General features: G+C 61.1%; 19 protein-coding genes and 1 pseudogene. 11 read left to right on the top strand and 9 right to left on the bottom strand.

Translation table 11 applies throughout. The annotated features are described in order from the left end of the window. Nucleotides 1-1,323: 1,323 nt before the first annotated feature. A complete protein-coding gene (locus ACTNA2_RS03690; RefSeq protein WP_427719692.1) occupies nucleotides 1,324-2,574 on the bottom strand; it encodes an MFS transporter in 1,251 nt (416 codons plus the stop codon). A gap of 388 nt (nucleotides 2,575-2,962) precedes the next feature. Between ACTNA2_RS03690 and ACTNA2_RS03685 the strand changes: the two genes are divergently transcribed. From ACTNA2_RS03685 to ACTNA2_RS03665, 5 genes and pseudogenes are all read left to right on the top strand, one after another. Next, the gene (locus ACTNA2_RS03685) at nucleotides 2,963-3,982 is read left to right on the top strand and encodes an SPFH domain-containing protein (protein ID WP_117734981.1); all 1,020 of its coding nucleotides are present in this window, start codon (nucleotides 2,963-2,965) and stop codon (nucleotides 3,980-3,982) included. Between the two features lie 64 nt (nucleotides 3,983-4,046). Then, the gene (locus ACTNA2_RS03680) at nucleotides 4,047-4,238 is read left to right on the top strand and encodes an Arc family DNA binding domain-containing protein (protein ID WP_117734980.1); all 192 of its coding nucleotides are present in this window, start codon (nucleotides 4,047-4,049) and stop codon (nucleotides 4,236-4,238) included. A gap of 343 nt (nucleotides 4,239-4,581) precedes the next feature. Next, complete coding sequence (locus ACTNA2_RS03675; protein ID WP_117762863.1) at nucleotides 4,582-5,202, top strand: helix-turn-helix domain-containing protein; 621 nt, start codon at nucleotides 4,582-4,584, stop codon at nucleotides 5,200-5,202. A 100-nt stretch (nucleotides 5,203-5,302) separates the two neighbouring features. Then, nucleotides 5,303-5,656: a hypothetical protein gene (locus ACTNA2_RS03670; RefSeq protein WP_441031854.1), complete on the top strand. Its 354-nt coding sequence runs from the start codon at nucleotides 5,303-5,305 to the stop codon at nucleotides 5,654-5,656. Between the two features lie 146 nt (nucleotides 5,657-5,802). Further along, a pseudogene (locus tag ACTNA2_RS03665) lies at nucleotides 5,803-5,985 on the top strand (helix-turn-helix transcriptional regulator); the annotation flags it as partial. A 354-nt stretch (nucleotides 5,986-6,339) separates the two neighbouring features. Here ACTNA2_RS03665 and ACTNA2_RS03660 read toward each other — a convergent pair. Next, a complete protein-coding gene (locus ACTNA2_RS03660; protein ID WP_441048625.1) occupies nucleotides 6,340-7,662 on the bottom strand; it encodes an L-cysteine desulfidase family protein in 1,323 nt (440 codons plus the stop codon). 269 nt (nucleotides 7,663-7,931) lie between these two features. Between ACTNA2_RS03660 and rpiB the strand changes: the two genes are divergently transcribed. Continuing rightward, nucleotides 7,932-8,399 carry a ribose 5-phosphate isomerase B gene (gene rpiB / locus ACTNA2_RS03655; protein ID WP_427719257.1) on the top strand — a complete coding sequence of 156 codons (468 nt, stop codon included), beginning with the start codon at nucleotides 7,932-7,934 and terminating at the stop codon, nucleotides 8,397-8,399. A gap of 177 nt (nucleotides 8,400-8,576) precedes the next feature. Here rpiB and ndk read toward each other — a convergent pair whose 3' ends face one another. From ndk to ACTNA2_RS03635, 4 genes are all read right to left on the bottom strand, one after another. Then, nucleotides 8,577-8,981 (bottom strand): nucleoside-diphosphate kinase, encoded by a 405-nt coding sequence (ndk, locus tag ACTNA2_RS03650; protein WP_055251725.1) that lies wholly within the window; start codon nucleotides 8,979-8,981, stop codon nucleotides 8,577-8,579. Between the two features lie 385 nt (nucleotides 8,982-9,366). Beyond that, nucleotides 9,367-10,797 carry an argininosuccinate lyase gene (gene argH / locus ACTNA2_RS03645; RefSeq protein ID WP_441044739.1) on the bottom strand — a complete coding sequence of 477 codons (1,431 nt, stop codon included), beginning with the start codon at nucleotides 10,795-10,797 and terminating at the stop codon, nucleotides 9,367-9,369. Nucleotides 10,798-10,915: 118 nt separating this feature from the next. After that, a complete protein-coding gene (locus ACTNA2_RS03640) occupies nucleotides 10,916-11,086 on the bottom strand; it encodes a hypothetical protein (RefSeq protein ID WP_154515301.1) in 171 nt (56 codons plus the stop codon). 234 nt (nucleotides 11,087-11,320) lie between these two features. Next, nucleotides 11,321-12,547, bottom strand: a complete 1,227-nt coding sequence (locus ACTNA2_RS03635; protein ID WP_441048624.1) for an argininosuccinate synthase — start codon at nucleotides 12,545-12,547, stop codon at nucleotides 11,321-11,323. 554 nt (nucleotides 12,548-13,101) lie between these two features. On the opposite strand from ACTNA2_RS03635, the gene ACTNA2_RS03630 reads away from it, so the two are divergent. Further along, nucleotides 13,102-13,929, top strand: a complete 828-nt coding sequence (locus tag ACTNA2_RS03630) for a Cof-type HAD-IIB family hydrolase (protein WP_441048623.1) — start codon at nucleotides 13,102-13,104, stop codon at nucleotides 13,927-13,929. Nucleotides 13,930-14,205: 276 nt separating this feature from the next. Here ACTNA2_RS03630 and polA read toward each other — a convergent pair whose 3' ends face one another. Beyond that, complete coding sequence (polA, locus tag ACTNA2_RS03625; RefSeq protein WP_441048622.1) at nucleotides 14,206-16,956, bottom strand: DNA polymerase I; 2,751 nt, start codon at nucleotides 16,954-16,956, stop codon at nucleotides 14,206-14,208. A gap of 166 nt (nucleotides 16,957-17,122) precedes the next feature. Here polA and ACTNA2_RS03620 point away from each other — a divergent pair, with 166 nt between their 5' ends. Beyond that, complete coding sequence (locus ACTNA2_RS03620; protein WP_154515295.1) at nucleotides 17,123-18,520, top strand: aminopeptidase; 1,398 nt, start codon at nucleotides 17,123-17,125, stop codon at nucleotides 18,518-18,520. A gap of 103 nt (nucleotides 18,521-18,623) precedes the next feature. Beyond that, nucleotides 18,624-19,433 carry a YaaA family protein gene (locus tag ACTNA2_RS03615; RefSeq protein ID WP_427795802.1) on the top strand — a complete coding sequence of 270 codons (810 nt, stop codon included), beginning with the start codon at nucleotides 18,624-18,626 and terminating at the stop codon, nucleotides 19,431-19,433. A 40-nt stretch (nucleotides 19,434-19,473) separates the two neighbouring features. Here the strand turns inward: ACTNA2_RS03615 and ACTNA2_RS03610 are convergent, their stop codons facing one another. Further along, nucleotides 19,474-19,989 carry a hypothetical protein gene (locus ACTNA2_RS03610; protein WP_154515290.1) on the bottom strand — a complete coding sequence of 172 codons (516 nt, stop codon included), beginning with the start codon at nucleotides 19,987-19,989 and terminating at the stop codon, nucleotides 19,474-19,476. A 171-nt stretch (nucleotides 19,990-20,160) separates the two neighbouring features. Here ACTNA2_RS03610 and thiC point away from each other — a divergent pair, with 171 nt between their 5' ends. After that, a complete protein-coding gene (gene thiC / locus ACTNA2_RS03605) occupies nucleotides 20,161-21,495 on the top strand; it encodes a phosphomethylpyrimidine synthase ThiC (RefSeq protein WP_099431544.1) in 1,335 nt (444 codons plus the stop codon). A 177-nt stretch (nucleotides 21,496-21,672) separates the two neighbouring features. After that, nucleotides 21,673-22,503, top strand: a complete 831-nt coding sequence (thiD, locus tag ACTNA2_RS03600) for a bifunctional hydroxymethylpyrimidine kinase/phosphomethylpyrimidine kinase (protein WP_427719233.1) — start codon at nucleotides 21,673-21,675, stop codon at nucleotides 22,501-22,503. A 73-nt stretch (nucleotides 22,504-22,576) separates the two neighbouring features. Here thiD and ACTNA2_RS03595 read toward each other — a convergent pair whose 3' ends face one another. After that, a complete protein-coding gene (locus ACTNA2_RS03595) occupies nucleotides 22,577-23,236 on the bottom strand; it encodes an SGNH/GDSL hydrolase family protein (RefSeq protein ID WP_441016707.1) in 660 nt (219 codons plus the stop codon). Nucleotides 23,237-23,282 lie beyond the last annotated feature (46 nt).

The raw sequence follows: 23,282 nt of genomic DNA, 5'->3' as shown, positions 1-23,282 counted from the left end.
GCGGTCGAGTGTGCTTCTGACCTTGGCACCCTGTTTGAACCACGTGCGCAGGTCCTCGAGCGTGCTGCCCGCTTGCATACACCTTGATTTTGCGACCACCCCTCGTGGTCACCGTGCAGCGGTCGCCGCTCTCGCTGTTCTCGTGCGCCGTGATCTTCTTGAGGTAATCGCGGCGAAACGCCACGACGCGGGCGTTGCTGATCTCGATGAACCAATCGTCATCGACAAGCGAAGTACCCGTGGCACCTCGGCTTGCCATCTCCTCGGAGAAGGAGAAACCGAGCGCGCGCTCCTGCCTGCCGATCTCGAGGATGCCGCGGGCCGGCATGCCGAGCATGAGCAGGGGCAGGAACCCCCCTATGAACAGGAACAGGAACGGGATGAGCACGAGCAGGCGCGCACCCTCGTCGGTGAAGACCGCCATGAAGGCGAGGACGAGCGAGAAGACGAGGGCCATGCCGTTGAAAACAATCGTCAACGGCTTGATGGCAGACCAACACAGGCCCGCCTTGGTCATGGGACCGTCGACGGCGTCCGAGACTTCGATGCCCTCTTCCTCCAGACGGGCGAGGAGGTTGAGCGAGCACACCCCCTCGAGGCTTATCGAGCAGAACTTCCGGTCGCCCTCGAACAGGTCGATCCTCATCATCTGCGCGTGAAGCGTTGCACGGGTGATGTTGCCAAACGTCGTCTCCTTGCGGATGCCGAAGGCGTTACGCGAGAGAATGCGCCCACCGTCCACGTCGATACGCGGGATGCTCAGCAAGGCCCAGATAGCCATACCCGCGAGCGCCATGGCATGACCGAACCACACAAGTTCGTGGTCCCACTCGCCCAGCGAGACGCCCTGCCAGACGTAGACACCCAGCATGAGCAGTTCGAACGCGACGGCGCAGCAGGCGATGATCGTGCGGATGGCTGCGGGCATGCGCACCGTGAAGCAATCGAGGCTGTCCGTTGCCTCGCTGCGCTCGCTCGCGCCGCGGCGGGCGACCCATGCAGTGAGCGGGCCGACGATGAACACGGTCATACCGACGCGCAGAATGGATTCGAGCAGATTACTCATAGGGGCCACCGCCTCGAGCTCTGGAGATTAACTGCAGGAAACGCTGCCAGAACGATGGGATGCGCACAACGTAAGGAGCCGCGTATCGGCAAGCGGCGGCATCGCAATCGCCCGGCGAACAGATGATGATCGGCGCCGGGCCAGACGAATTAAACAAAAGGGTGGTCGACGGCGCCCTCGCAGGCGCACCGTCGACCACCCTTCACGTCGCAGCGACCCTACGAGCCGTCCGAAACGAAACGCACTCCGCCAGAGCGCTACCCAATCTTGCGGATGCTCGGGATCGCCCAGGTGATGCCTGCTAGGATCACCATTGCAGCACCGATGAGCACGAAGCACGCGCTTACGCCGATGGCGTCCGCGAACAAGGTCGATGCGACGAGCCCCACGGGCATAGCCCAGCTGCAGACCGCTCCGTACAGACCGAAGACGCGGCCCATGCACTCGGGATCGACGCGCTCCTGCATGAGCGCCATCTGCGGCGCGCTGTACAGCGGACTCGAGACCCCCATCGCGAACGTAAGCCCCAGAAACACAACGAGCGCGGAAGGGGGCACGAGGCCGCCCGCGAGCGCGGCGGCTCCGATGAGGCCGATGGCCAGCGTGCACGAAAGAGCGCGGTTCTTAAGGCCACCCGTCGCCCCGATCCAGCCGCTCGCCGCGATCATGCCGACCGAGAACGCGATCTCCGCGATAGCCGACTGCGTAGTGGTGCCCCCAAAATGGTCGAACACCATGAGCGGGAACAGCGCGGATATGGGCGAGAACAGGACCGAGAAGGCGAAGCCGATCCAGAGCATGGCGAACAGACCGTGATGGCGTTTGAGCTCGCGGTACCCGTTGGCCGTCTCCAATAGGAAGGCCCGCACCGCGCGGTGCGACGCCTCGGCGTTCTCCTCGGGCGTATGGCGCTCGGGCGCCGGCGTCTTGATGCCGGAGGTCGCCACCGCGATGCTCGCGAGCACCGCCCCGGCGACATCGAGCGCGATCATGAAAGTCAGACCAAACGCCGGGTAGACCGCCGCGGCGATGGCGTTGCCGATGATATAGCTACCCGACTGCATGAACTGCAGCATGCCCGCCAGCTTGCCGAGCACCTCGGGCGGGGCGATGAGCGGTGTGAGCGCGTTGAAGGCGGGCGTATGGAGCGTGCTGCCCAGCGCACGGACGAACAGCACCGCCGCCACAACGGCGACAGAAAGGTCGCCCCGAAGCGAGCCGAAGACAAGCGTGAGGCTCACGGCCGCGATGAAGAGATCGGCGCCGATCATGAGACGCTTGATGGACGTGCGGTCCACGATGGTGCCCGCGAAGGCGCCGAGGAGCGCCATGGGCAAGAAGGCCGCCAGGCTCACGAACGACAGGGCGCTCGCGGAGCCGGTGGTGAGGGTGACGTGCCAGATGAGACCCATCTGCAGAATGGAGCTCGTGAGCACGGAGAAGAACTCGCCGATCCAGACGATGGCGAGCGAGCGCTTCCAAGAAGCGCAGGGGTTCGGTTGTGTCATGGAATAATCCTTTGATGCGATCGGTGGCATGCAGCGAAGTACCGGTCGCTCACGCGACCGTGGCTAGAGCCAAATGGAAGCAAGCATGGTGCAGCTCCCCTTTCCAAATCTAGAGGTAAACCTTCAGCCGTGAGTGGAGCTATTATAGGGACTTGCGAGCCAAGATGCAACAGGAAGACCTCTACGGAGCGTAGATGCCGGGCGCCCCGAACCACTTATGCCATGAGAGACGGCATCCGATTCTCCTTGACTTGGTCTCAATGTGATATCACAATGCAATCAGCAGTCGCACGGACTGCTCGGGGACTCGCCTCCTCCCCATCGCAATCTGGAGCGCGGCGCCGGGGACGTCACGCAAACGCCGGCGCAGTCGTGAAAGGAACTCACAATGAGCGTGGAAAAGCAACTCAAGGCCAAGTCGGGCTACGGCATGCTCGTCGCCGTGGCGGTGGCGCTCATCGCCATCATCGGCCTCTTTATCTGGAGCACCATCGGGCTCGCGAGCACGCCCGACGGCGTCGACGCGCCCGCAGTCTACGGATGGGGGCTCGGCCTCAGCATCCTCGCGTTTTGCCTGTGGTTCATCCCACTCAACGGATTCTTCTCGCTGCAGCCCGGCCAGGCGCGCGTGTGCATCCTGTTCGGCAAGTACGTGGGCACCGTCCGCGACGAGGGCTTCTTCTGGGCCAACCCGTTCTTTAGCAAGAGCATGGGCGGATCGGCCGGGATCGGCGAGATGATCGAGCTCGAGATGAGCGATTCCAAGGCCGCCAAGGCCGCGGCGCAGAAGGCCGCCAAGGGCAACCCCACCACCATCTCCACCCGCGTGCGCACCCTGAATGGCGAGCGCCTGAAGGTCAACGACAAAATGGGCAACCCCATCGAGATCGCAACCGTCGTGGTGTGGCACGTCGCCGATACCGCCAAGGCGCTCTTCGACGTCGACGACTACCAGAGCTATGTCGCCATGCAGGCCGAGACGGCGCTGCGCCACGTGGCGAGCGTGTACGCCTACGACCACCTGGAGGACGAGTCCGATGCCGCCGGCGCCATCACGCTGCGCGCCAATGTGGAAGAGGTCTCCGAAGCCCTGCGCCGCGAGCTCGCGATGCGCCTGGCGCCCGCCGGCGTCGAGGTCGACGATGCACGTCTCACGCACCTCGCCTACTCCCCTGAGATCGCCCAGGCGATGCTGCGCCGCCAGCAGGCCGAGGCCGTCATCGCCGCACGCAAGAAGATCGTCGAGGGCGCGGTCTCCATGGTCGACATGGCCGTGAAGGAGATGGCTGCCGGCGGCACCATCGAGCTCGACGACGAGCGCAAGGCGCAGATGGCCAGCAACCTCATGGTGGTGCTCTGCGGTGAATCCGAGGCGCACCCGGTGCTCAACGCAGGCTCGCTGTACTAACCCCAACACCAATGAGTAATTTGGGGACGGGTGCAAAATTGCACATTCGACAAGAAGGCACGTCATGGCACGCAAGCAGTATCCACTCCGTATAGACCCCGCTATCTGGGAGGCCGTCCAACGCTGGGCGGACGATGAGATGCGCAGCGCCAACGGTCAGGTGGAATGGATCTTGCGAGACGCCCTCAAACGCGCGGGAAGGCTGCCGAAGAAAGAGCCCTCGTTCAAGGGCACGCCCAAAGGCGAAGAGGGCTAAGCCGGGAAGACAGGGCTCGGCCGCTGCCGACGTCGGGACAAAGCCGCGCCCCGCGCCGCGGTCGAGGCAGAGCTGAGCCCCGCCGCTCCAAAGTCGAGCCGAACGGCGGGGCCAACACCAACCCAAAGCAAGCTCGCCCCCTCTATACGCACCAACCGGTCCCCGGAGGCATCCGCCTTTGGGGACCGTTCTTTTCCCAGCTAGATGTCGTATATAAAGCCTTTTGACAGCTCGATTTTGCCCCGTGGGGGTCAAATATAAAGACCTTTGATGGTACGATGCTCGCGTCAATGACATGGTGGCTCTCGACAGGGGTCGCCCCGACCCTCTAGGGAGCAAACGCATGGAGCTGGGCTCGCACATCAAGGAGCATCGCACGGAGCTCGGACTGTCCCAAGACGATCTGGCGGAGCGCATCTACGTGTCGCGCCAGACCATCAGCAACTGGGAGTGCGGCCGTACGTATCCGGATGTCCAGAGCCTGCTGCTGCTTTCCAACGTGTTCGGGGTGACCGTGGACTCCCTCATCAAAGGAGATGTGGAAACCATGGCACAGGTAATGAACGAAGCGGTCAAGAAGTACAACGCCCTATCCACAATCACGGTCGTGAGTGCGGTCGTGTTTTTGGTGCTGAGCGCGTGGGCGGCGTTCCAGTTCGAATGGGGCTGGGGCATGCACATCGCGCCCACCGCGGCGTTTGCCGCCGTGGCGCTCGTCGTGATGCTCGTGGCGTTCGTGTATATGGAACGCATGAAGAAGCAGCACGACCTCGTCACGTACCGCGAGGTGTTGGCGTTTAGCCGCGGCGAGCAGGTCGATCGCGACACGCTCGAGGGGCGCCGTGAGCGCGAGATGAACCCTTGGGTCAAGGGCACGCGCAACGCGGTGCAGATCATCATCGGCGCCATCGCCGGCGGACTGGTGGGCGTCGGCATCGGCATGCTCGCCAAGATGCTGAGTTAAAAGCGCGGGTACGCACCCGTTCCCCGAAATGGTATCCCCCTTAGCCCCCATTCTGAAGATGTATGCCAGAATGGGGGCGATTCCCGTTAGGAGGTGCCCCATGAACGTCACCGTACGCGCGTCCCTCATCGCATTGATCGCAATCGTTGGCGCCTGCTGGGCAATCCCCGTCCTCCTGGTGAGGGTCGTCCCACCCGATGCCGGCATGATCGCCATGATGGCGCTGATCTACCCCGTGCTCCCCGCAACTGCAATCACCCTCGGCCTGCTCGCCGCGAACTCCGCGAGGACGCTCTTCTGGGTACCCGCGGCGCTCGGAATCGGACCCGCGGTCCTGTTTCCCCTCAAGGTCGAGGGCAGCCAGGACCTTGCGTTCCATGGGGTTGCCTATACCGCAATCGGCTACGCCGCCATGGGCCTGTACACTTGGATGACTGCTCGACAACATCGCTAAGCCATCGCAGCAACAATCATGCAGGTAAACCCCGTGCAAAACAGTTTTTGCAGCGCCCGGCAAGCCTTGCCGCATATGATGTACAACAGATTCGATAGCGCACCCTACGTGTTCGCGGGACGCTCCTTCACGACCGGGAGGTGACGATGGACATCAGCAACCAGATCAAGACGCGGCGCGAGGCGATGGGCCTCTCGCAAGAGCAACTTGCCGAGAAGCTCTATGTATCGCGTCAGACGATCAGCAACTGGGAGCGGGACAAGACGTATCCGGACGTCCAGAGCCTGCTCATGCTGAGCATCCTGTTCGGCACCTCCATAGACACGCTCGTGAAGGGAGACGTGACCGTTATGGAAGAGGCAGTCGAAAGAGATCGCAAGCGCATGGGAACGCGGATGCTATGGCTGGCCGTGCTGATGCTCGCGTTGCTGGCGGTGGCGTTCGCGCTGATACTGTCGCCGGCGTTTAACTGGATGGAGGGCACCTGGGGCGCCGGCGTCGCCGCGGCTGCGGCGTTCCTGCCGGCGATAGCGGCGCTTGTTGTCGCAACCGTCCTCGAGCGCATCAAGCGCGAGAACGACCTGGTGACATACCGCGAGATCCTCGCTGTCCGCAATGCAGACAGGTGCTTTACAGCCACAAGCGCGATAGTTTCAACAACAAGATGCAGTGCCCCAGAGCCCCTAGCAGTCGACGATGGTCTTGCCGATCATGATGTTGAGGATCTCGACGTCGGTATCCTTCATGCCAACGCGGCCCACATAGCCCATGCTGGCGATCGTCTCTTCCACCGTATCCTGAATCAGGCCCTCGCCGGCACGGAAGCCGCGGCCCTGCATGGCCATATCGTGGCCCAGAATCGCCGCATCAACGGCAGCGGAAATCTTAGCGGCGCAGCTTGCCTTGGCGCCATCGCACACGATGCCGCCCACGTTACCGAGCGTATTGGAGACCGTCGCGCCGATCTGCTCGCGCGTGCCACCGCACAGCCAGGTAATCGCCGCGCCGGCACCGCACGCAGCGCAAATAGCACCGCAAAACGCCGAGAGCGCACCAATATAGCTCTTGATATGCACAGCAATAAGATCGGACAGCATCACGGCGCGCACCAGGCGCTCGTGGTCGCAGCGCAGGTAGTCGGCATATTCCATAACGGGCAACGCACAGGTAATACCCTGGTTGCCCGAGCCGCACACAATGGCGACCGGTAGCGCACAGCCGTTCATACGGGCGTCAGACCCGGCGGCGGCACGCGCACGCGCACGGCAGGCGACGTCGTCGGCACGAGCGCCCAGCAGCGTACGGCCCACCTCGGCGCCCCAAGCGTGCGCCAAGCCCTCTGCGCTAATGGCACCGTTCAGCTCGATCTGACGCTCAACGGCAGCGCGAGCACCCTCAACATCGCCGTCCTCGATAAAGTCAATGATAGACTCAATCGACATGGGCGTATCGGCGTTATCGGCGGCACGCTCGGCCACGACGCGCTCGGCGCAGGCGGCACACTCCCCCGCCGACTTGCCACACACCGGAATGCCATCGAGTGTATGGCACGTAACATTGGTGTGGTGGTCGGTAATCTCGACGACCGCGGTATGCCCCCCGGCTGTGGCAGTCACCTTGATGTAGAGGTTGGGCACGCCCTCGACAAGCGACACATCGCAGTAGCCGGCATCGGCGAGGAGCTCGGCCACGCGAGCACGGTCTTTATCGTCAACACTCTCGAGCACCTCGAGCGCGCTCTTGGCGTCGCCGCCCACGGCACCCAGCACGGCCGCGGCTTCAATACCATGCATACCGCCCGAGTTAGGCACGGTCACGCTCTTTACGTTCTTGATGATGTTGCCCGAGCAGGCAACATCCATATGATCGGGTTCGCAGCCGAGCGTCTGGCTCGCCAGCGCCGCTGCATAGGCAACGGCAATGGGCTCGGTGCAGCCGAGCGCACAGACAAGCTCGCGGTTCAAAACATCGCAAAACGCGGTATCACGAAAGGAATCGGCAGGCATAGGTATCTCCTACTTGTATAACGGGCTGGGCTCTCAAAATAGTTCGCTATTTTATTTGATAACAATGCATCAAAAACCACAACCATGGTTCCGGCAGACGGCGCTCGAGCACAAATTAGCGGCATTATTCATGAGAAGCCGGTCTTATTGCATGCTAAAGCGTTTGAGCAAAAAACGCCCGAGCGTTTACACAAAAGTCGCGCTATCATGCAGTCGAACGCGGTAAAACCTTTAGCAATCTCGCCGCACAGACCAGAGAGGAAGCATCCATGAAGATCGGTATCGGTAACGACCACGCCGCCGTCGAGCTCAAGAACATCATCTCCGAGCACCTGAAGGAGCGCGGCTGCGAGGTCGTGAACTTTGGCACCGACACCTCCGAGAGCTTTGACTACCCCATCGCCGGCTACAAGGTGGGTAAGGCCGTTGCCAACGGCGACGTCGACCTGGGCATCCTCATCTGTGGCACCGGCGTCGGGATTAGCCTGGCTGCCAACAAGGTCGAGGGCGTACGCGCCGTCGTGTGCTCCGAGCCCTTCAGCGCCAAGCTCTCCCGCATGCACAACAACACCAACGTGCTCGCCTTTGGTGCCCGCGTCGTGGGCTCCGAGCTCGCCAAGATGATTGTCGACGAGTGGCTCGATGCCGAGTTTGAGGGCGGCCGCCACGAGCGTCGCGTCAATCTCATCAACGAGATCGACCAGACCCGCGGACTCAAGGTCGTCGACGAGGCCTAAAGACTTACAACACCATACGTTAACGACAGCCCCCGTCCGGAACACACATCCGGACGGGGGCTGTTTAGTAGATTTTTGGGATATACCTAGAAATCTACTGGAATAAAAAGGGCGCCGCGGATGGAATTCCGCGGCGCCAAAGCCACACGCTAACAGCTTTGAGGAGTCAAAGCTGGTTTAGCCAAAGAAGCGCTTGATCTCGATCTCGGCGTTCTCCAGACAGTCGGAGCCGTGGATCACGTTGGCGTTGACATCGACAGCGAAGTCGCCGCGAATGGTGCCGGGGGCAGCGTCAAGCGGATTGGTAGCGCCCATAAGGGTGCGCATCTTGGAGACAGCGGAGAGACCGGAAACGACCATCTTGACGACCGGACCGCTCGTCATAAAGTCGCAGAGACCGCCAAAGAAGGGCTTGTCGGCCAGATGGGCGTAGTGCTCCTCGACGGTAGCACGCTCGAGCGTGGTCATCTCCATGCGCTCGATGACAAGGCCGCTACGCTCAATGCGAGCGACGATCTCGCCGATCTTGCGATCGCGCACAGCGTCGGGCTTAATCATGATGAAGGTCTTCTCGATAGCCATAAGGTAGCCTTTCAAGTAGGTTCGCGCGTGCCCAAGTCCCATTCCGGCACCCGCCTGGACTGCATCGTAACAGAGTTTTAGCTGCAGTTAAACAAAAAACTGTTTATTGAAACACTACAATTTATTAAAACGTTCCATATGTGTCACTTCTGTTTCGAAGCCCGATTAGAGTACCATCCGACCGCGCATCAACCGCACCGAACCGAGCGGACGGTCGGTTGCCGCCCGTGAACGTACCCCCTTCACAACCTGCCCAAAGGTCCTACAGAAGTTCTCGACAAGCCCCTTCCCCATTACAACAAAATACGGGCGCCCGCAGCAACAGACGCCCGTAAAAGCAAAAACGATTTATCAATAAATGGCCAAAGCCGCTTCAACTAAACCCTTACTTTGCCCCGTGGCCCATCTCGACGACCTTGGTCAGCGATCCAAGCACACCTTCATCGGCAACGAGTTGTGCCTGGGCACGCTGCAGCTGCACGGCAACGGCGGCAGGGGCGGTACCGCCCTCGGTCGTGCGTGCAGCGACAATCGACGGGATGTCGAGCGCCTCGGTAATGTCGTGCTCAAAGAGCGGGCTTGCCTCTTGGAACACCTCAAACGGCAGGTCCTCAAGATTGCAGCCGCGCTTCTCGCACATCAGGACCAAATGGCCCACCACGGCGTGGGCCTCGCGGAACGGCAGGCCACGCTTGGCCAGGTAATCGGCAACATCGGTGGCGGCAAGGTGCCCCACGCCGCACTCGCGCGCCATGGCATCCTCGTTGACGGTCCAGGTCGAGATCATACCGGCCATAACGGACAGGCACTGCATGAGCGTATGGGCGGTATCGAGCGCGCCCTCCTTGTCCTCCTGCAAGTCCTTGTTATAGGCGAGCGGCAGGCCCTTCATGGTCACGAGCAGCTGCACCAGGTTGCCATAGACTCGGCCGCTCTTGCCGCGGATAAGCTCGGCAAAATCGGGGTTCTTCTTCTGCGGCATGATGGACGAGCCAGTGGAATACGAGTCGGAGAGCGTGATAAAGCCAAACTCGGAGCTCGACCACAGCACGATCTCCTCGGAAAGACGCGACAGGTGCATCGCCATGACGGAGCCGGCGTAATGCAGGTCGAGGAGGAAATCACGGTCGGAAACCGCATCGAGCGAGTTGGGAATCACGCCCGCAAAGCCAAGTTCGGCGGCCGTCATCTGACGATCGAGCGGATAGCTCGTACCGGCAAGCGCGGCAGCGCCCAGCGGGCAGTTGTCGGCAGCATCAAAGGCGGCCTTCAGGCGTGTAAAGTCGCGCGCGAACATCCAAGAATACGCCAGCAGATGATGCGACAGCAGCACGGGCTGAGCATGCTGCATGTGCGTGTAACCCGGCAGAATCACCTTGTTGTACTGTTTGGCCGCATCCACCAGCACGTGGCGCAGCTCAAGATTGGCCTCCATGAGCTCCTTGGCCAGCGCCTTGACGCCCAGGCGCGTATCGGTCGCCACCTGGTCGTTGCGCGAACGCCCGGTATGCAGGCGCTTGCCTGCCTCGCCGATGCGACGGGTCAGCTCGCTCTCGATGGACATATGAATGTCCTCGTCGTTGATATCGAAGGTGAAGTTGCCGGCATCGATATCCTGTTCGATTGCGGTCAGACCCTCGGCAATCGCCTGCTCGTCCTTTGCACTGATAATGCCCTGGGCCGCCAGCATCTTGGCATGTGCCTTAGAGCCAGCGATATCCTGCTTATAGAGATGTTTGTCGACCGGCAGCGACGCGCCAAACTCCTGCGTGACCTCGGCCACGCCTGTCTCAAAACGACCGCCCCAAAGAGCCATGGAACCGTCCCCTTTCTCTAAATACCAAAACAAGCGCCCAAAGCAAAGCGCCATGTCGCTAAAGCGATTTATCAACCGCTAGTTTTGCACATTCCCCACCGAGCGCGAGACCATGTGGCTAATTTGCAAAGAAGTGACGCACCAGGCACTTGGCGCCCATCGACTCCCGCCAGCCGTTGCTTGCCGAGCCGTCAATCCATGCCTTCAGGCTCATAGGGACATCCTCGACCTTTGCAGCATCGAACTCGGGCGCGAGGGCAAGTAAAGCATGCGCGATAGCATTGAACATAATGGATACTCCTCAGATATATATAGGCGCAGAGCCGCCAAATTGATAGAAGGAGCCCCGCCGGACAACCCCGGCGGGGCTCGGACTCAGCCGCAGACGCGGCATCATATATGCGGGCGGAATGTAGGGGCCACCGATGTTAAGAAGTGTCAGCAAGCATAACGAAAGGTAGGGACCCCATGCGCCCGTTATGTATCACGCGGATGGGCCGCGCGGATACCAAGGGAGAAAGACTTAAGCCTGAGCGGCAGCAGAGCTGGGACCCTGGACCTTGGCCCACGTCTTGAGCGACAGCGTGTCGATCTCGATAAAGCCGGCGCTGGCCTTCTCGTCAAACGTGGTGTCGCGGTCGTAGGTGGCCAGACCGTAGTCATAGAGGCTGAAGGGGCTCTTGCGGCCGACAACATGGCAGTTGCCCTTAAAGAACTTCAGACGAACGGTACCGGTCACGAACTTCTGGGTATCGGCCATAAAGGCGTCGAGTGCGTTTTTGAGCGGGCTGTACCACTGGCCGTTGTACACGGCGGTGGCCCAATCCTGCTCGAGCTTAATCTTGGTCTTGAGCAGATCGCCCTCGACGCAAATATCCTCGAGTGCCTTGTGGGCGGTGATAAGCGTCAGGGCGCCGGGAACCTCATAGCACTCGCGGCTCTTGAGGCCCACCAGACGATCCTCGACCAGGTCCAGGCGACCAAAGCCGTTATCGCCCGAAATCTTGTTGAGGGCGATGACGATCTCGGAGAGCTTCATCTTCTTGCCGTCGACGGCGACGGGCTTGCCGGCCTCAAACTCAATCTCGGTGTAGGTCGGGGTGTCGGGCGTTTCCTCGGGATTCTTGGTCATAACCCAGGCGTCGTCGAGCGGCTCGTTCCAGGGATCCTCCAGGTGGCCGCACTCAATGGCACGACCCCACAGGTTGTCGTCGATGGAATAGGGGTTGTCGTTGGCACCCTCGGGAACCGGCACGTTGTGGGCGTGAGCATAGGCGACCTCGTCGGGACGGCACTTCAGATCCCACTCGCGAACCGGGGCGATAACCTTAAGCTCGGGGTCGAGGGCCTTGACGGCAGCCTCAAAACGAACCTGGTCGTTACCCTTGCCGGTGCAGCCGTGGGCGACGTAGGTCGCGCCAAACTCGTGGGCGACCTCGACAAGCTTCTTGGCGAGCAGCGGGCGAGACAGAGCGGAAAGCAGCGGGTACTTGTTCTCGTACATGGAATTTGCGGCGATGGCCTTGGTCAGGAACTCATCGGAGAACTCGTCGCGCAGGTCGAGCACCTGGCAATCAAGAACGCCCAGGTCGAGCGCTTTCTGTTTCTTGGCATCCAGGCCGGTCTCCTCCTGGCCCACGTTGCCGCAGACGCAAACGACATCGAGATTCTTCTCGTCCTGGAGCCACTTGACACATACGGATGTATCAAGACCACCGGAATATGCGAGAACTACTTTTTCCTTGCTCATGGCTGTTTCCTTTCGCCCTTGGTAGCTAGTTAGAACATCGGTCAGTTGCAAGTCATTTCAAGGTCACGTACCGTGCAATATCAGGTTAAATAGCAAAAATCAGCACATACATGCCCTAGAAACATGCAGCAATGTCGTGCTAAAACCCAACGACCTTAAAATGACTCTGTTGAGGCAATTCGCCCCATGCGGACAGAGACGATTGTTATCGTCGTCGGGAAATTGCGCGCTGGCGTCGGAGAGCATTGTCTGCAGTGATGATGATCTGTACGAACTGCATCTGCCTCTCCTTTCACACATCGCCGGGCGCAATTCTAATATCGCAAACGGTACCTTTTCCTCGGTAAGCGGCTCTTTTGCCGTCTCCGTTTTCGATGGTCGCTATATTACGCTAAAGTGCCTGCTGCACAAGCAACAAATTCAAATTTCTGAAAAGTTTTTTCATTAGTTTGTGAAATGCAGTGCAAATACGCTCCGTTCCTGCGAAAATACGCCTGGTTACGAGTTGTTGGTTATAACGTCTGAAACAATTTCGAAACGAAAGGCTCGCTTTTATGCAAACTTACGAATCGGACGCCAATATCGGAAACATTAAGCTCATCGCCGTCGACATGGACAAGACGCTGCTGACCGACGAGCGCGTGCTGCCGCAAGGCCTTGACGAACGCCTGGACAAGCTCGCCGAAGCCGGCATCGTATTCTGCCCCGCCAGTGGACGTCCCGCCCCCAAGCTCGAGGAGATGTTCGAGGGCATCAAGAACCGCATCGCTTTTTGCCCCGATAACGGCGCGTGCGTGATATATCGCGGCAACTATATCTATAAGAGCAACATCGATGTGGCGCTGTATCAACAGGTGCTCGCTCGTGCCTCGGAGGATTCTCGCGCCGTTCCCGTCCTGTGCTGCTTCGACGAGTTCTACGTGCTTGCCCGCGACCATCAATACCACGACGAGATCAGCGTCTACTACAACACAATCAACTACGTCGACAGCTTTGAGGGCATTGATTTCGAGTCCAACAAGATTTCGATCTTCTTCCCCGCCTACGACGCTGAGCCTGCGTTCCGCGAGACCTATAACCCCGCGTTCTCGGATCAGCTCTACGTCACCAATGCGGGCCGCGAGTGGATCGACTTTATGAACCTGGGCGTCGACAAGGGCGCCGGCGTCGCGCACCTGTGCGAGCACTTGGGCATCGATATCGCCGGTGCCGCCGCCGTGGGCGACACCTACAACGATATCCCTATGCTCGAGCGCGTCGGGCATAGCTTTATCGTGGACAATGCCGAGGAGCATATGAATGCGCACGCCAAGTGGCGCATTCCGAGCAACAACGACGGGGGCGTACTGACGCTCATCGACGCCATCTTGGCGGCTCGGTAACGTTGCTCGTCGGACCTGGCCGGGCGAGGCGGGTAAGTTTTTCGTTCGGTCAGGTCCTGGGCTCGCTCGGAAAGCACATTAAGTGCTTTCCGGCTCGTGCGGAATCTACGAAAAACTTACCCGCCTCGCCCGGCCAGGTCCTTGGGTGACTTGCTTGCCGCCTAGATGGCGTCTTGGGTGTCTAGATGCTTGGCTGATTTTTTGGAATGAAGGGGGCTCCTTGTTGGCAAGGAGCCCCCTTCTGCCTTTAGTTACTTTGGAACTGTGGGCGCTTTCCTATTTCGCGTCGGCCCAGGTTATGCCGGTGCTGGCTTCGGCGATGAGGGGTACGCGGAGGTCTACTACGTGCTCCATGACGTCGCGGACCATGGCGGTGAGGCGCTCGACTTCGTCGACGGGGCACTCAAAGTCCAGTTCGTCGTGCACTTGCAGGATCATGTGGGCGGCAAAGCCCTCTTCTTCCAGGCGGCGGCTTACGCGGGCCATCGCGATCTTGATGATGTCGGCGGCGGTGCCCTGCATGGGGTGATTCATGGCCGTACGCTCACCAAAGCCACGGAGTTGCGGGTTTTTGGCCTTGAGCTCCGGAATATGACGCCGGCGACCGTACATGGTCTCGGCGTAGCCCGTCTGCTTGGCGCGCGCCACCACGTTGTCGAGGAACGTGCGCACGCCCGGGTAGGCCTCGTAGTAGCGATCGATCATGCCACGCGCCTCGGCCATCGAGATGTGCAGCGACTGCGACAGACCGTACGCCTGCTGACCATACACAATGCCAAAATTCACGGCCTTGGCGCGACTGCGCAGGTCGGGCGTTACCTCGGACACGGAAACGCCAAACACGCGCGCGGCCGTCTCGGCATGGAAGTCCTCGCCCTCGTTAAAGGCGCGCACCAGGTGCTCGTCACCCGAGAGATGCGCGAGTAGACGCAGCTCGATCTGCGAGTAGTCCACCGCCAAAAAGACGCTGCCCTCGCCTGCCGAAAACGCCGTCTTAACGGTACGGCCCAGCTCAGAGCGCGTCGGGATGTTCTGCAGGTTCGGGTCGCTCGAGGACAGGCGACCCGTTGCCGTGATGGTCTGGTTGTACGTGGTGTGCACGCGACCGTCACCACGGCGCAGCGGACCTAGCGTATCCAGATAGGTCGACTTAATCTTGGACTTCTCACGCCAGTCCAAAATCAGGCGCACGATTTCGTGGTCGCGCGCAAGGTCGCTCAGCACTTTGGCGTTGGTCGAATAGTACCCGCGCTTGGTCTTTTTGAGGCCCTTGGTCGGAAGCCCCATAACGTCAAAGAGCACGTGCGAGAGCTGCATGGGACTGCCGATGTTAAACGTCTCATCACCTGCCAGGTCGCGAATGCTGCGCTCGACCTCGGTGATCTGGGTCGCCAGGCCCTCGGACAGGCTGCGCAGCCGGTCGGGATCTACGAGCATGCCCGCGCGCTCCATCTTGGCAAGCACCGGCACGAGCGGCATCTCAATGCCATCGAACACGTTGGCGGCGTTCTCGCGGGCCATGCGGTCGCGAAGCGGCGCCACGAGTGCCAGCGTCAACGCCACGGTACGGGCAGCAGGAGCAGGAGCGTCCTCGCCAGCACCATCCGCACCGCGCGCCGCAGGCAGCGCCATCTGCAGATAGGTATCGGCCAGATATGCCTCGTCAAACTCGGAGCGGTCGGAATCCAACAGGTACGCGGCAACCACGGTATCAAAGATGCGCACGGAATCGACTGCCAGCGGGTCCATGAGCTCGGGCTCAGAAGAATCGATGGGCGAAAGCTCATGCAGCAACGCCTTCATGTCCGGGCTCGCCACGCGGCCCTCCATAAACAGGCGCGCGAGCACGCCAGCGATAACGCCGTGGGCAGAATTGAAGCCCTCAACAGCGGCAGGCGTGCCATCATCGGGTTCCTCGAGCGCAAAGAGCCCCTTGGACGTCGCCAGCCACAGCGTACGCGTCAGGCCAAAGAGCGCACCCTCCTCCTTGTCATCGTCCACCACGGCGGCGACCCACTCGCCCGCATCAATCGTGCGAGAGATCTCGGCCGCCACAGCAGCAAGTGCCTCAGCATCGCCGGCGGCGGCACGCGAAACCGCGGGTATCTCGAACGCGCTGGCAGCGGGCACGACCCCGCCCTCGCCGCCAATCAGCGCCAGGAACCGGTTCTGCATGGCCGTAATGCCAAGTGCGCCCAGCGCCGCGGACACCTCATCGGCAGAAAACGATGGGAAGGACGTCGCGTCAAAGTCGAGCTCGACAGGTGCATCGGTGCGGATGGTCGCAACCTTGCGGCTCAGCAGCGCATCGTCGATGTGTGCACGCAGGTTCTCGCCCATCTTGCCCTTGACCTCGTCAGCATGCGCAATGACCTCGTCCAAGCTGCCGTACTGCGCGATGAGCGCGCTCGCCTTTTTGGGGCCGATGCCCGGTACGCCGGGAATGTTGTCCGACGTATCGCCCTTCAGGCCGTAAAAATCGGGCACGAGCGCCGGCGTAATGCCGTGATACAGGTCGTCCACGCTCTCGGGCGTCATGATCGCCACGTCGGACAGGCCCTTGCGAGTCGAGACCACGTTGACGTGCTCGGTCACAAGCTGATACATGTCACGGTCGCCGGTCACCAGCAGCATGTCGCAGCCGGCCTCCTCACCCAGGCGCGCCATGGTTCCCAGGATATCGTCGCCTTCCCAGCCCTCGGACTGCAGAATTGGCACGTTGAGCGCCGTGAGCAGCTCCTTAATCATGGGAAACTGCGCATGCAGATCGGGGTCCATGGGCGGGCGCTGCGCCTTGTACTGCGGCAGCATCTCCATGCGCACGCGCGGCTTGCCCTTGTCAAACGCCACGACCACACCGTCGGGGCTAAAGGCATCGATCATCTTAAGAAACATGTTCAGAAAGCCAAAGATCGCGTTGGTGGGACGACCGTCCGGCGCGTTCATGGTCGGCGGCACGGCGTGGAAGGCGCGGTGCATGAGCGAGTTGCCGTCGATAACGGCAAAGGTGCGGCGCTTGTCAGACATATTGAATACCTCGCTTTGGACTGGGCACGGCTTGCTCACTCCAGTTTACACGCTCCCCGCCCCGCGGCCACCGCACATCAAGCTCCCCCGCCACCGCGCGTTCCCGAGTGATACGATGGCTCACGGTACAACAACCAGCACGATCGATCCGAAAGGAGCCTGCGTCATGGAGCGTCCCTGCGCATGGAAAAAGTACACGCCACAGCAAATCGAGGAGCTCGAGGAGCTTTGCCGCGGCTATAAGCAGTTTTTGAGCGAGAACAAGACCGAGCGCCTGTGCGTCAAGACCGGCATCAAGATGGCCGAGGAGGCGGGATACGTCGACCTGGAGACCGTGATCGCCGAAGGCCGCGAGCTCAAGGCAGGCGACAAGGTGTACGCCGCCAACCACGGCAAGGATCTTATGCTCGTCAACCTGGGCACCGCCCCGCTCGAGCAGGGCTTTAACATCCTGGGCGCCCACGTGGACTCGCCGCGCCTGGACCTCAAGCAGAATCCCGCCTTCGAGGCCGGCGACATGGCCTACCTCGACACGCACTACTACGGTGGCGTCAAGAGCTACCACTGGGTGGCCTCCCCGCTCGCACTCGTGGGCGTCATCTGCAAAAAGGACGGCACCACCGTCGACATCAACATCGGCGACAAGGCCGACGATCCGGTCTTTACCATCTCCGACCTGCTGATCCACCTCTCGAGCGAGCAGATGTCCAAGCCCGCCAAGGACGCCGTCGACGCCGAGATCCTCGACGTGATCGTGGGCGGCCGTCCCGTAAAATTTGACGAGGACGACAAGGACGCTCCCACCGAGCCCGTCAAGCAGATGTTCCTGGATATCCTCAAGGAGCAGTACGACGTCGAGGAGGAGGACTTCCTCTCCGCCGAAATCGAGGTCGTGCCCGCCGGCCCCGCCCGCGACATGGGCCTCGACCGCTCCATGATTTTGGGCTATGGCCACGACGACCGCGTCTGCGCCTACCCCTCCATGCTCGCCCAGATCAATGTGGCCAACGTGGAGCGCACGAGCATCACGCTCATCGTCGACAAGGAGGAGATTGGCTCCGTGGGAGCCACCGGCATGACAAGCCGCTTCTTCGAGAACACCGTCGCCGAGATCATGACGCTCGCCGGCGAGGGCAGCCCGCTGGCCCTGCGCCGCGCACTCGCCCACAGCCGCATGCTCTCCTCTGACGTGTCCGCCGGCTTCGACCCGGGCTACGCCGGCAAGTTCGAGACCAAGAATGCAGCCTTTATGGGTCGCGGCCTGTGCTTTAACAAGTACACGGGCAGCCGCGGCAAGGGCGGTTCCAACGACGCCGACGCCGAGTATATGGCTCTCATCCGCGACATTATGGACGAGGCCGGCGTGGACTTCCAGACCTGCGAGCTCGGTCGCGTCAACGCGGGCGGCGGCGGCACCATCGCCTACATCATGGCCAAGTACGGCATGAACGTCATCGACTCCGGCGTTGCCGTCCTGTCCATGCACGCCCTGTGGGAGGTCGCCAACAAGGCCGATATCTACGAGGCCTATCGCGGCTACAAGGCCTTCATCGAGCGCGCCTAATCAACCCTTCATCAGTTGCGGTGAGATACGGACTAAACTGGCCCATAAACGGCCAAAACAGACCGTATTACACCGCCACTTCCTTTTTGGCAGAGGAGAGTCCATGCTGCAGGTCATCATTTCGCCCGCCAAGCAGATGCGCGCGGCCCAAGATGCTTTTGAAGTCCTGGGCATTCCACCCTTTGTGCGCGAGACGGCTCGCCTCCACCGCGCACTGCTAGATATCGAGCGGAATGAAGGCAGCGGCAGCCTGCAGGCGCTGTGGAACGTGAGTGACAAACTGCTGGGGCCCTGCCTCAACACCCTGCATGAGTTCGAGCCCATCTTGCAAAGCGGCGATCTCGACAATCCCGCACTCGCCCGTCACCTCTCCCCTGCCGTCATGTCCTATCACGGCATTCAATACCAAAGCATGGCGCCCGAGGTGATGGATTCCGCACAGCTCGCATGGCTGCAAGACCATCTGTGGATCCTCTCGGGCCTTTACGGATGCGTACGCCCCTTTCATGCCGTTGAACCGTATCGGCTGGAGATGGGCGCGAAGCTTGCCGTCGACGATGCCCGAGACCTCTACGCGTTTTGGGGCGACAAGCTCGCACGGGTCATCGCTCCGGCAGGCTCCAACGCCACGATCGTCAACCTCGCCAGCGCGGAATACGCCAAAGCCGTTCTGACCCGCCTCACCACCGACGCCACGGTCGTCACATGCCTCTTTGGCGAAGGCATCCGCAACGGCAAGCCCATCCAACGCTCGACCGCCAGCAAAAAAGCGCGCGGCTCCATGGTGCGCTGGATGGCAGAAAACAAGTTCGAGGATGTAAGCGGGCTCACCGCGTTCGACGTTGGTTATCGTTACTTTCCCGAGCTTTCAAATAAAAACACTTTGGTCTTCCTGAACGAACAGGCCTTGTAGGACTACCACTACTTTTGAATGTGCTGCCTAGGCACGGCGTCTATTCCGCCAGGCCGTCGGCTTTTGCAATCTCGCTCGTCGAGCCATCTTGGTAGGTAACCTTAACGTGCTCCACCTCGGACGCCTCAACACCCGACGGAGGCTCCAGGCGCCATTCCGTCAGGGCTATATCCATGGTCGTGGGTACATCCCCCTGATCTTTGAGCTCGACCGACAGCGTCCTAAGCGACGCATCGAAGGTCACACGCTCGATCTCTTCACCAGGAATGGAACCACCGCTCAGCTGCAGTTGCACAAACTTGTCGCGCGGATACCAATAGTCGCCCGGCGCGGCAACGGTATTGCCACCCGCGACCTTCGCCGTCATAATCGGCAGGCTATCGTCCGCCTCAAACGTCCAGGAAACTCCCCCACGCCCGCCAAATGTCCAGATACAACAGGCAATCACCATCACGACAAGAATCGCGAAACCAATTGCGACCAGCCCATGATGGGCGCGGCTCTCCTCGGCCGACACATCCCACTGCGTCTCTCGATACAGATGCTTGTCTTCCATGTTCGCCTCCCCGCGGGCATGCTCGTCGCGTCAATCGTACCCATTCGAGCTATACTTGAGCCCACCACATAAACGGGGAGCTTGCAGGACAAGACGGCAGGCTGAGACTGGGCGCGCCCGCCCTGACCCGCAAACCTGATATGGGTAATGCCAACGAAGGGAGCCGTGCCAATGAGCACACAGACCGAGCCCAAGCTCGTCACGCAAATCGACTTCGCCCGCGCCGGGCAAATCACACCGCAGATGAAGGAGGTTGCCGAGCGCGAGCATCGCGACCCCGAGTACATCCGCGAGCGCGTGGCCGACGGCCGCATCGCCATTCCCGCCAACATCGTGCATATCAAAAAGGGCATGCGCGCCTTTGGCGTCGGCGAGGGCCTGTCTACCAAGGTCAACGTCAACCTGGGCATCTCGGGCGACAAGGCCGATGCCGCCGAGGAATGGAAGAAGGTCAAGATTGCCGAGGACTTTGGCGCCGACGCCATCATGGACCTCTCCAACTCGGGCAAGACGCGCCAATTCCGCCAGCAGCTCATCGACGAGACGCCGCTCATGGTGGGCACCGTCCCCATGTACGACGCCATCGGCTACATGGAAAAGCCGCTTGTCAAGCTTACCAAGGACGACCTGTTCGAGGTCGTGCGCGCGCACGCCGAGGACGGCGTGGACTTTATGACCATCCACTGCGGCATCAACAAGTCGGTCACCAAAACCTTTAAGGAGACCGGCCGTCTCATGAACATCGTCAGCCGCGGCGGCTCACTGCTGTTTGGCTGGATGGAGGTCACCGGCAACGAGAACCCCTTCTACGAGTACTTTGACGAGCTGCTCGAGATCTGCCACGAGTACGACGTGACGATTTCGCTCGGCGACTCCTGCCGCCCGGGCTGCCTCTACGACTCCAACGACGCCACCGAGACCGCCGAGATGATCGAGCTGGGCAAGCTGTGCAAGCGCGCTTGGGCCGCCGGCGTCCAGGTCATGGTCGAGGGCCCGGGGCACATGGCGCTCGACGAGATCGCCGCCAACATGAAACTGCAGAAGCGCCTGTGCCACAACGCCCCGTTCTACGTGCTCGGGCCGCTGGTGACCGATATCGGCGTGGGCTACGACCACATCACCGCAGCCATCGGTGGCGCCATCTCCGCCAGTTCCGGCGCCGACTTCCTGTGCTACGTGACGCCCGCCGAACACCTGTGCCTGCCCAACGCCCAGGACGTGCTCGACGGCCTCATGGCCACCAAGATTGCCGCACACGCCGCCGACATCGCCAAAAAGGTGCCCCACGCCCGCGACATGGACGACAAGATGGGCCAGGCACGCCGCAAGCTCGACTGGGACGCCATGTGGAAGTGCGCGCTCGACCCGGTCACCGGCAAGAAGCGCTACGAGGAATCCCCTGCTGCCACCGAGGGCACCTGCACCATGTGCGGCAAGATGTGCGCCGTCCGCACCGTCAACAAGGTGTTCGAGGGCACGACGATCGACCTCGGCATGGAGGACTAACTCGTCACCGGAGCCATAATCGGCCACAAGGCGTTCGTCAATTGTTGACGTGTGAACAATTTCTTTCATTTACGTAAAGATTGCACCACCCGCCCGGGATCGGCATACAGCCGGCCCGGGCAACTTTATAATGCGGGCAGGAGACCCATTTGAATCCGACCGAACAAGGGAGCGAACATGGATCGCAGTAAGGTACCAGCTGTCCTGTCCATCGCAGGATCCGATTCCAGCGGTGGCGCCGGCATTCAGGCCGACATCAAGACCATCACGGCGCACCGCCTGTATGCCGAGACGGTCATCACGGCCATCACCGCACAGAACACCCTAGGCGTCACCGCCGTGCAGAACATCTCCCCGGATATTGTCGCGGCGCAGATCGATGCCGTTTTTGACGATATCCGCCCCAGTGCCGTCAAGATCGGCATGGTTTCTTCTGCCGAGATTATCGAAGTCATAGCCGACCGCCTGAGCGCCTGGGACGCACAAAATATCGTCGTCGACCCCGTCATGGTCGCCACTTCGGGCGCTCGTCTCATCGCCGAGGACGCCGCCGAAGCGCTTACACGCCGCCTGTTCCCGCTGGCGACCGTCATCACGCCCAACATTCCCGAAGCCATGGCGCTGCTCGACTACGAGGTCGATTCCGAGCGCACACAGCAAAATGCCGCCATGCTCCTCACCCGCCGTTTTGGCTGCGCGTCCCTCGTTAAGGGCGGGCATTTTGTCAACGAGGCCAACGATGTGCTAGCAGAGCCCGCGCCGCTCGATGACGAGGGCAACCACCTGGGCGATCCGCTCACCACGTGGTTCCGCCACAAGCGCATCGAGACCGACAACACGCATGGTACCGGCTGTACGCTTTCGTCCGCCATCGCCTGCGCGCTGGCCCAGGGCATGGATCTTGCCGATGCCGTCAACGCCGGCAAGGCCTACCTAACCGGCGCTCTCGCCGCCGGCCTGAACATGGGCAAGGGCTCCGGCCCCGTCAACCACATGTGGCAGTACTAAAAAGCCAGCAACCAAAACCACCTCACAAACCACCGCAAAGGCGCCTGTCCCCTTTGTGTGGTTTGGGGCTGCGCTACTGACCGAGCATCTCTTGGAGCTTGGCTGCCACGGCGTGGCCCAGGCTCTCGTGGCTTTCGGGCATCATGTGCAGATAATCGATATCGCCCGGCTCGGCAAAATCGGCGGCATTCAAAAAGTCGCAGCCAAACTGCTCAGCGACATACGCATAGTATTCGGCAAAATGCTCCGAGGCCTCGACGGAGCGCTCGTCAAAGTCGGTCATGTACACATCGGCGATCTGCGGTTTAATCTTGATAGGCGCCATCAGCAGAATGCGCGGGCAGGGCGCAGCGTCGGTCCATGGAAACGCGCGGACGGCGCGAATCAGCGCCATGGCGCCACGGGCGATATCGGAAGCCGTCACGTTAAAGACCGTCTTGCAGTCGTTGGTGCCCAGCATGATCACAATGGCGTCCAGCGGCTTATGGGCCTCGAGCAGCATCGGCAACGCGCGGATGCCGTTGAGATTGGTGTCCAGATGGCACATATCGTCGCGCACCGTCGTGCGGCCGTTTAGACCTTCCTCAATCACATGCCAGCCCTCGCCCAGGTCGCGCTGGGCCACGCCGCACCAGCGCACATCGTGCGCATAGCGCACCGCGGTGCCATCGCGCATGCCCGCCGGATCGTAGCCATAGGTATTGCTGTCACCAAAGCACAGGACGTTTTTCATCGCAAACCCCTCCTTCAGCAAGAAGCCGACGGGAGCAGCCCCTCCC

It is taken from the genome of Collinsella sp. HCP28S3_E9 (assembly GCF_052065455.1).
In the GTDB taxonomy this organism is placed as follows: Bacteria; Actinomycetota; Coriobacteriia; order Coriobacteriales; family Coriobacteriaceae; genus Collinsella.
The sequence above is the reverse complement of the archived record's forward strand: the minus strand, read 5'-3'. Positions and strand labels throughout refer to the sequence as shown.

Bases quoted from the DNA above. Each gene is read 5' to 3' on its own strand.
- ACTNA2_RS03690 (WP_427719692.1), bottom strand. From the start codon at position 2,574: ATGACACAACCGAACCCCTGCGCTTCTTGGAAGCGCTCGCTCGCCATC.
- ACTNA2_RS03640 (WP_154515301.1), bottom strand. From the start codon at position 11,086: ATGTTCAATGCTATCGCGCATGCTTTACTTGCCCTCGCGCCCGAGTTC.
- ACTNA2_RS03610 (WP_154515290.1), bottom strand. From the start codon at position 19,989: ATGGAAGACAAGCATCTGTATCGAGAGACGCAGTGGGATGTGTCGGCC.
- polA (WP_441048622.1), bottom strand. From the start codon at position 16,956: ATGTCTGACAAGCGCCGCACCTTTGCCGTTATCGACGGCAACTCGCTC.
- ACTNA2_RS03630 (WP_441048623.1), top strand. From the start codon at position 13,102: ATGCAAACTTACGAATCGGACGCCAATATCGGAAACATTAAGCTCATC.
- ndk (WP_055251725.1), bottom strand. From the start codon at position 8,981: ATGGCTATCGAGAAGACCTTCATCATGATTAAGCCCGACGCTGTGCGC.
- argH (WP_441044739.1), bottom strand. From the start codon at position 10,797: ATGGCTCTTTGGGGCGGTCGTTTTGAGACAGGCGTGGCCGAGGTCACG.
- ACTNA2_RS03595 (WP_441016707.1), bottom strand. From the start codon at position 23,236: ATGAAAAACGTCCTGTGCTTTGGTGACAGCAATACCTATGGCTACGAT.
- ACTNA2_RS03680 (WP_117734980.1), top strand. From the start codon at position 4,047: ATGGCACGCAAGCAGTATCCACTCCGTATAGACCCCGCTATCTGGGAG.
- ACTNA2_RS03685 (WP_117734981.1), top strand. From the start codon at position 2,963: ATGAGCGTGGAAAAGCAACTCAAGGCCAAGTCGGGCTACGGCATGCTC.
- ACTNA2_RS03670 (WP_441031854.1), top strand. From the start codon at position 5,303: ATGAACGTCACCGTACGCGCGTCCCTCATCGCATTGATCGCAATCGTT.
- ACTNA2_RS03675 (WP_117762863.1), top strand. From the start codon at position 4,582: ATGGAGCTGGGCTCGCACATCAAGGAGCATCGCACGGAGCTCGGACTG.
- ACTNA2_RS03620 (WP_154515295.1), top strand. From the start codon at position 17,123: ATGGAGCGTCCCTGCGCATGGAAAAAGTACACGCCACAGCAAATCGAG.
- ACTNA2_RS03660 (WP_441048625.1), bottom strand. From the start codon at position 7,662: ATGCCTGCCGATTCCTTTCGTGATACCGCGTTTTGCGATGTTTTGAAC.
- thiD (WP_427719233.1), top strand. From the start codon at position 21,673: ATGGATCGCAGTAAGGTACCAGCTGTCCTGTCCATCGCAGGATCCGAT.
- ACTNA2_RS03615 (WP_427795802.1), top strand. From the start codon at position 18,624: ATGCTGCAGGTCATCATTTCGCCCGCCAAGCAGATGCGCGCGGCCCAA.
- ACTNA2_RS03635 (WP_441048624.1), bottom strand. From the start codon at position 12,547: ATGAGCAAGGAAAAAGTAGTTCTCGCATATTCCGGTGGTCTTGATACA.
- thiC (WP_099431544.1), top strand. From the start codon at position 20,161: ATGAGCACACAGACCGAGCCCAAGCTCGTCACGCAAATCGACTTCGCC.
- rpiB (WP_427719257.1), top strand. From the start codon at position 7,932: ATGAAGATCGGTATCGGTAACGACCACGCCGCCGTCGAGCTCAAGAAC.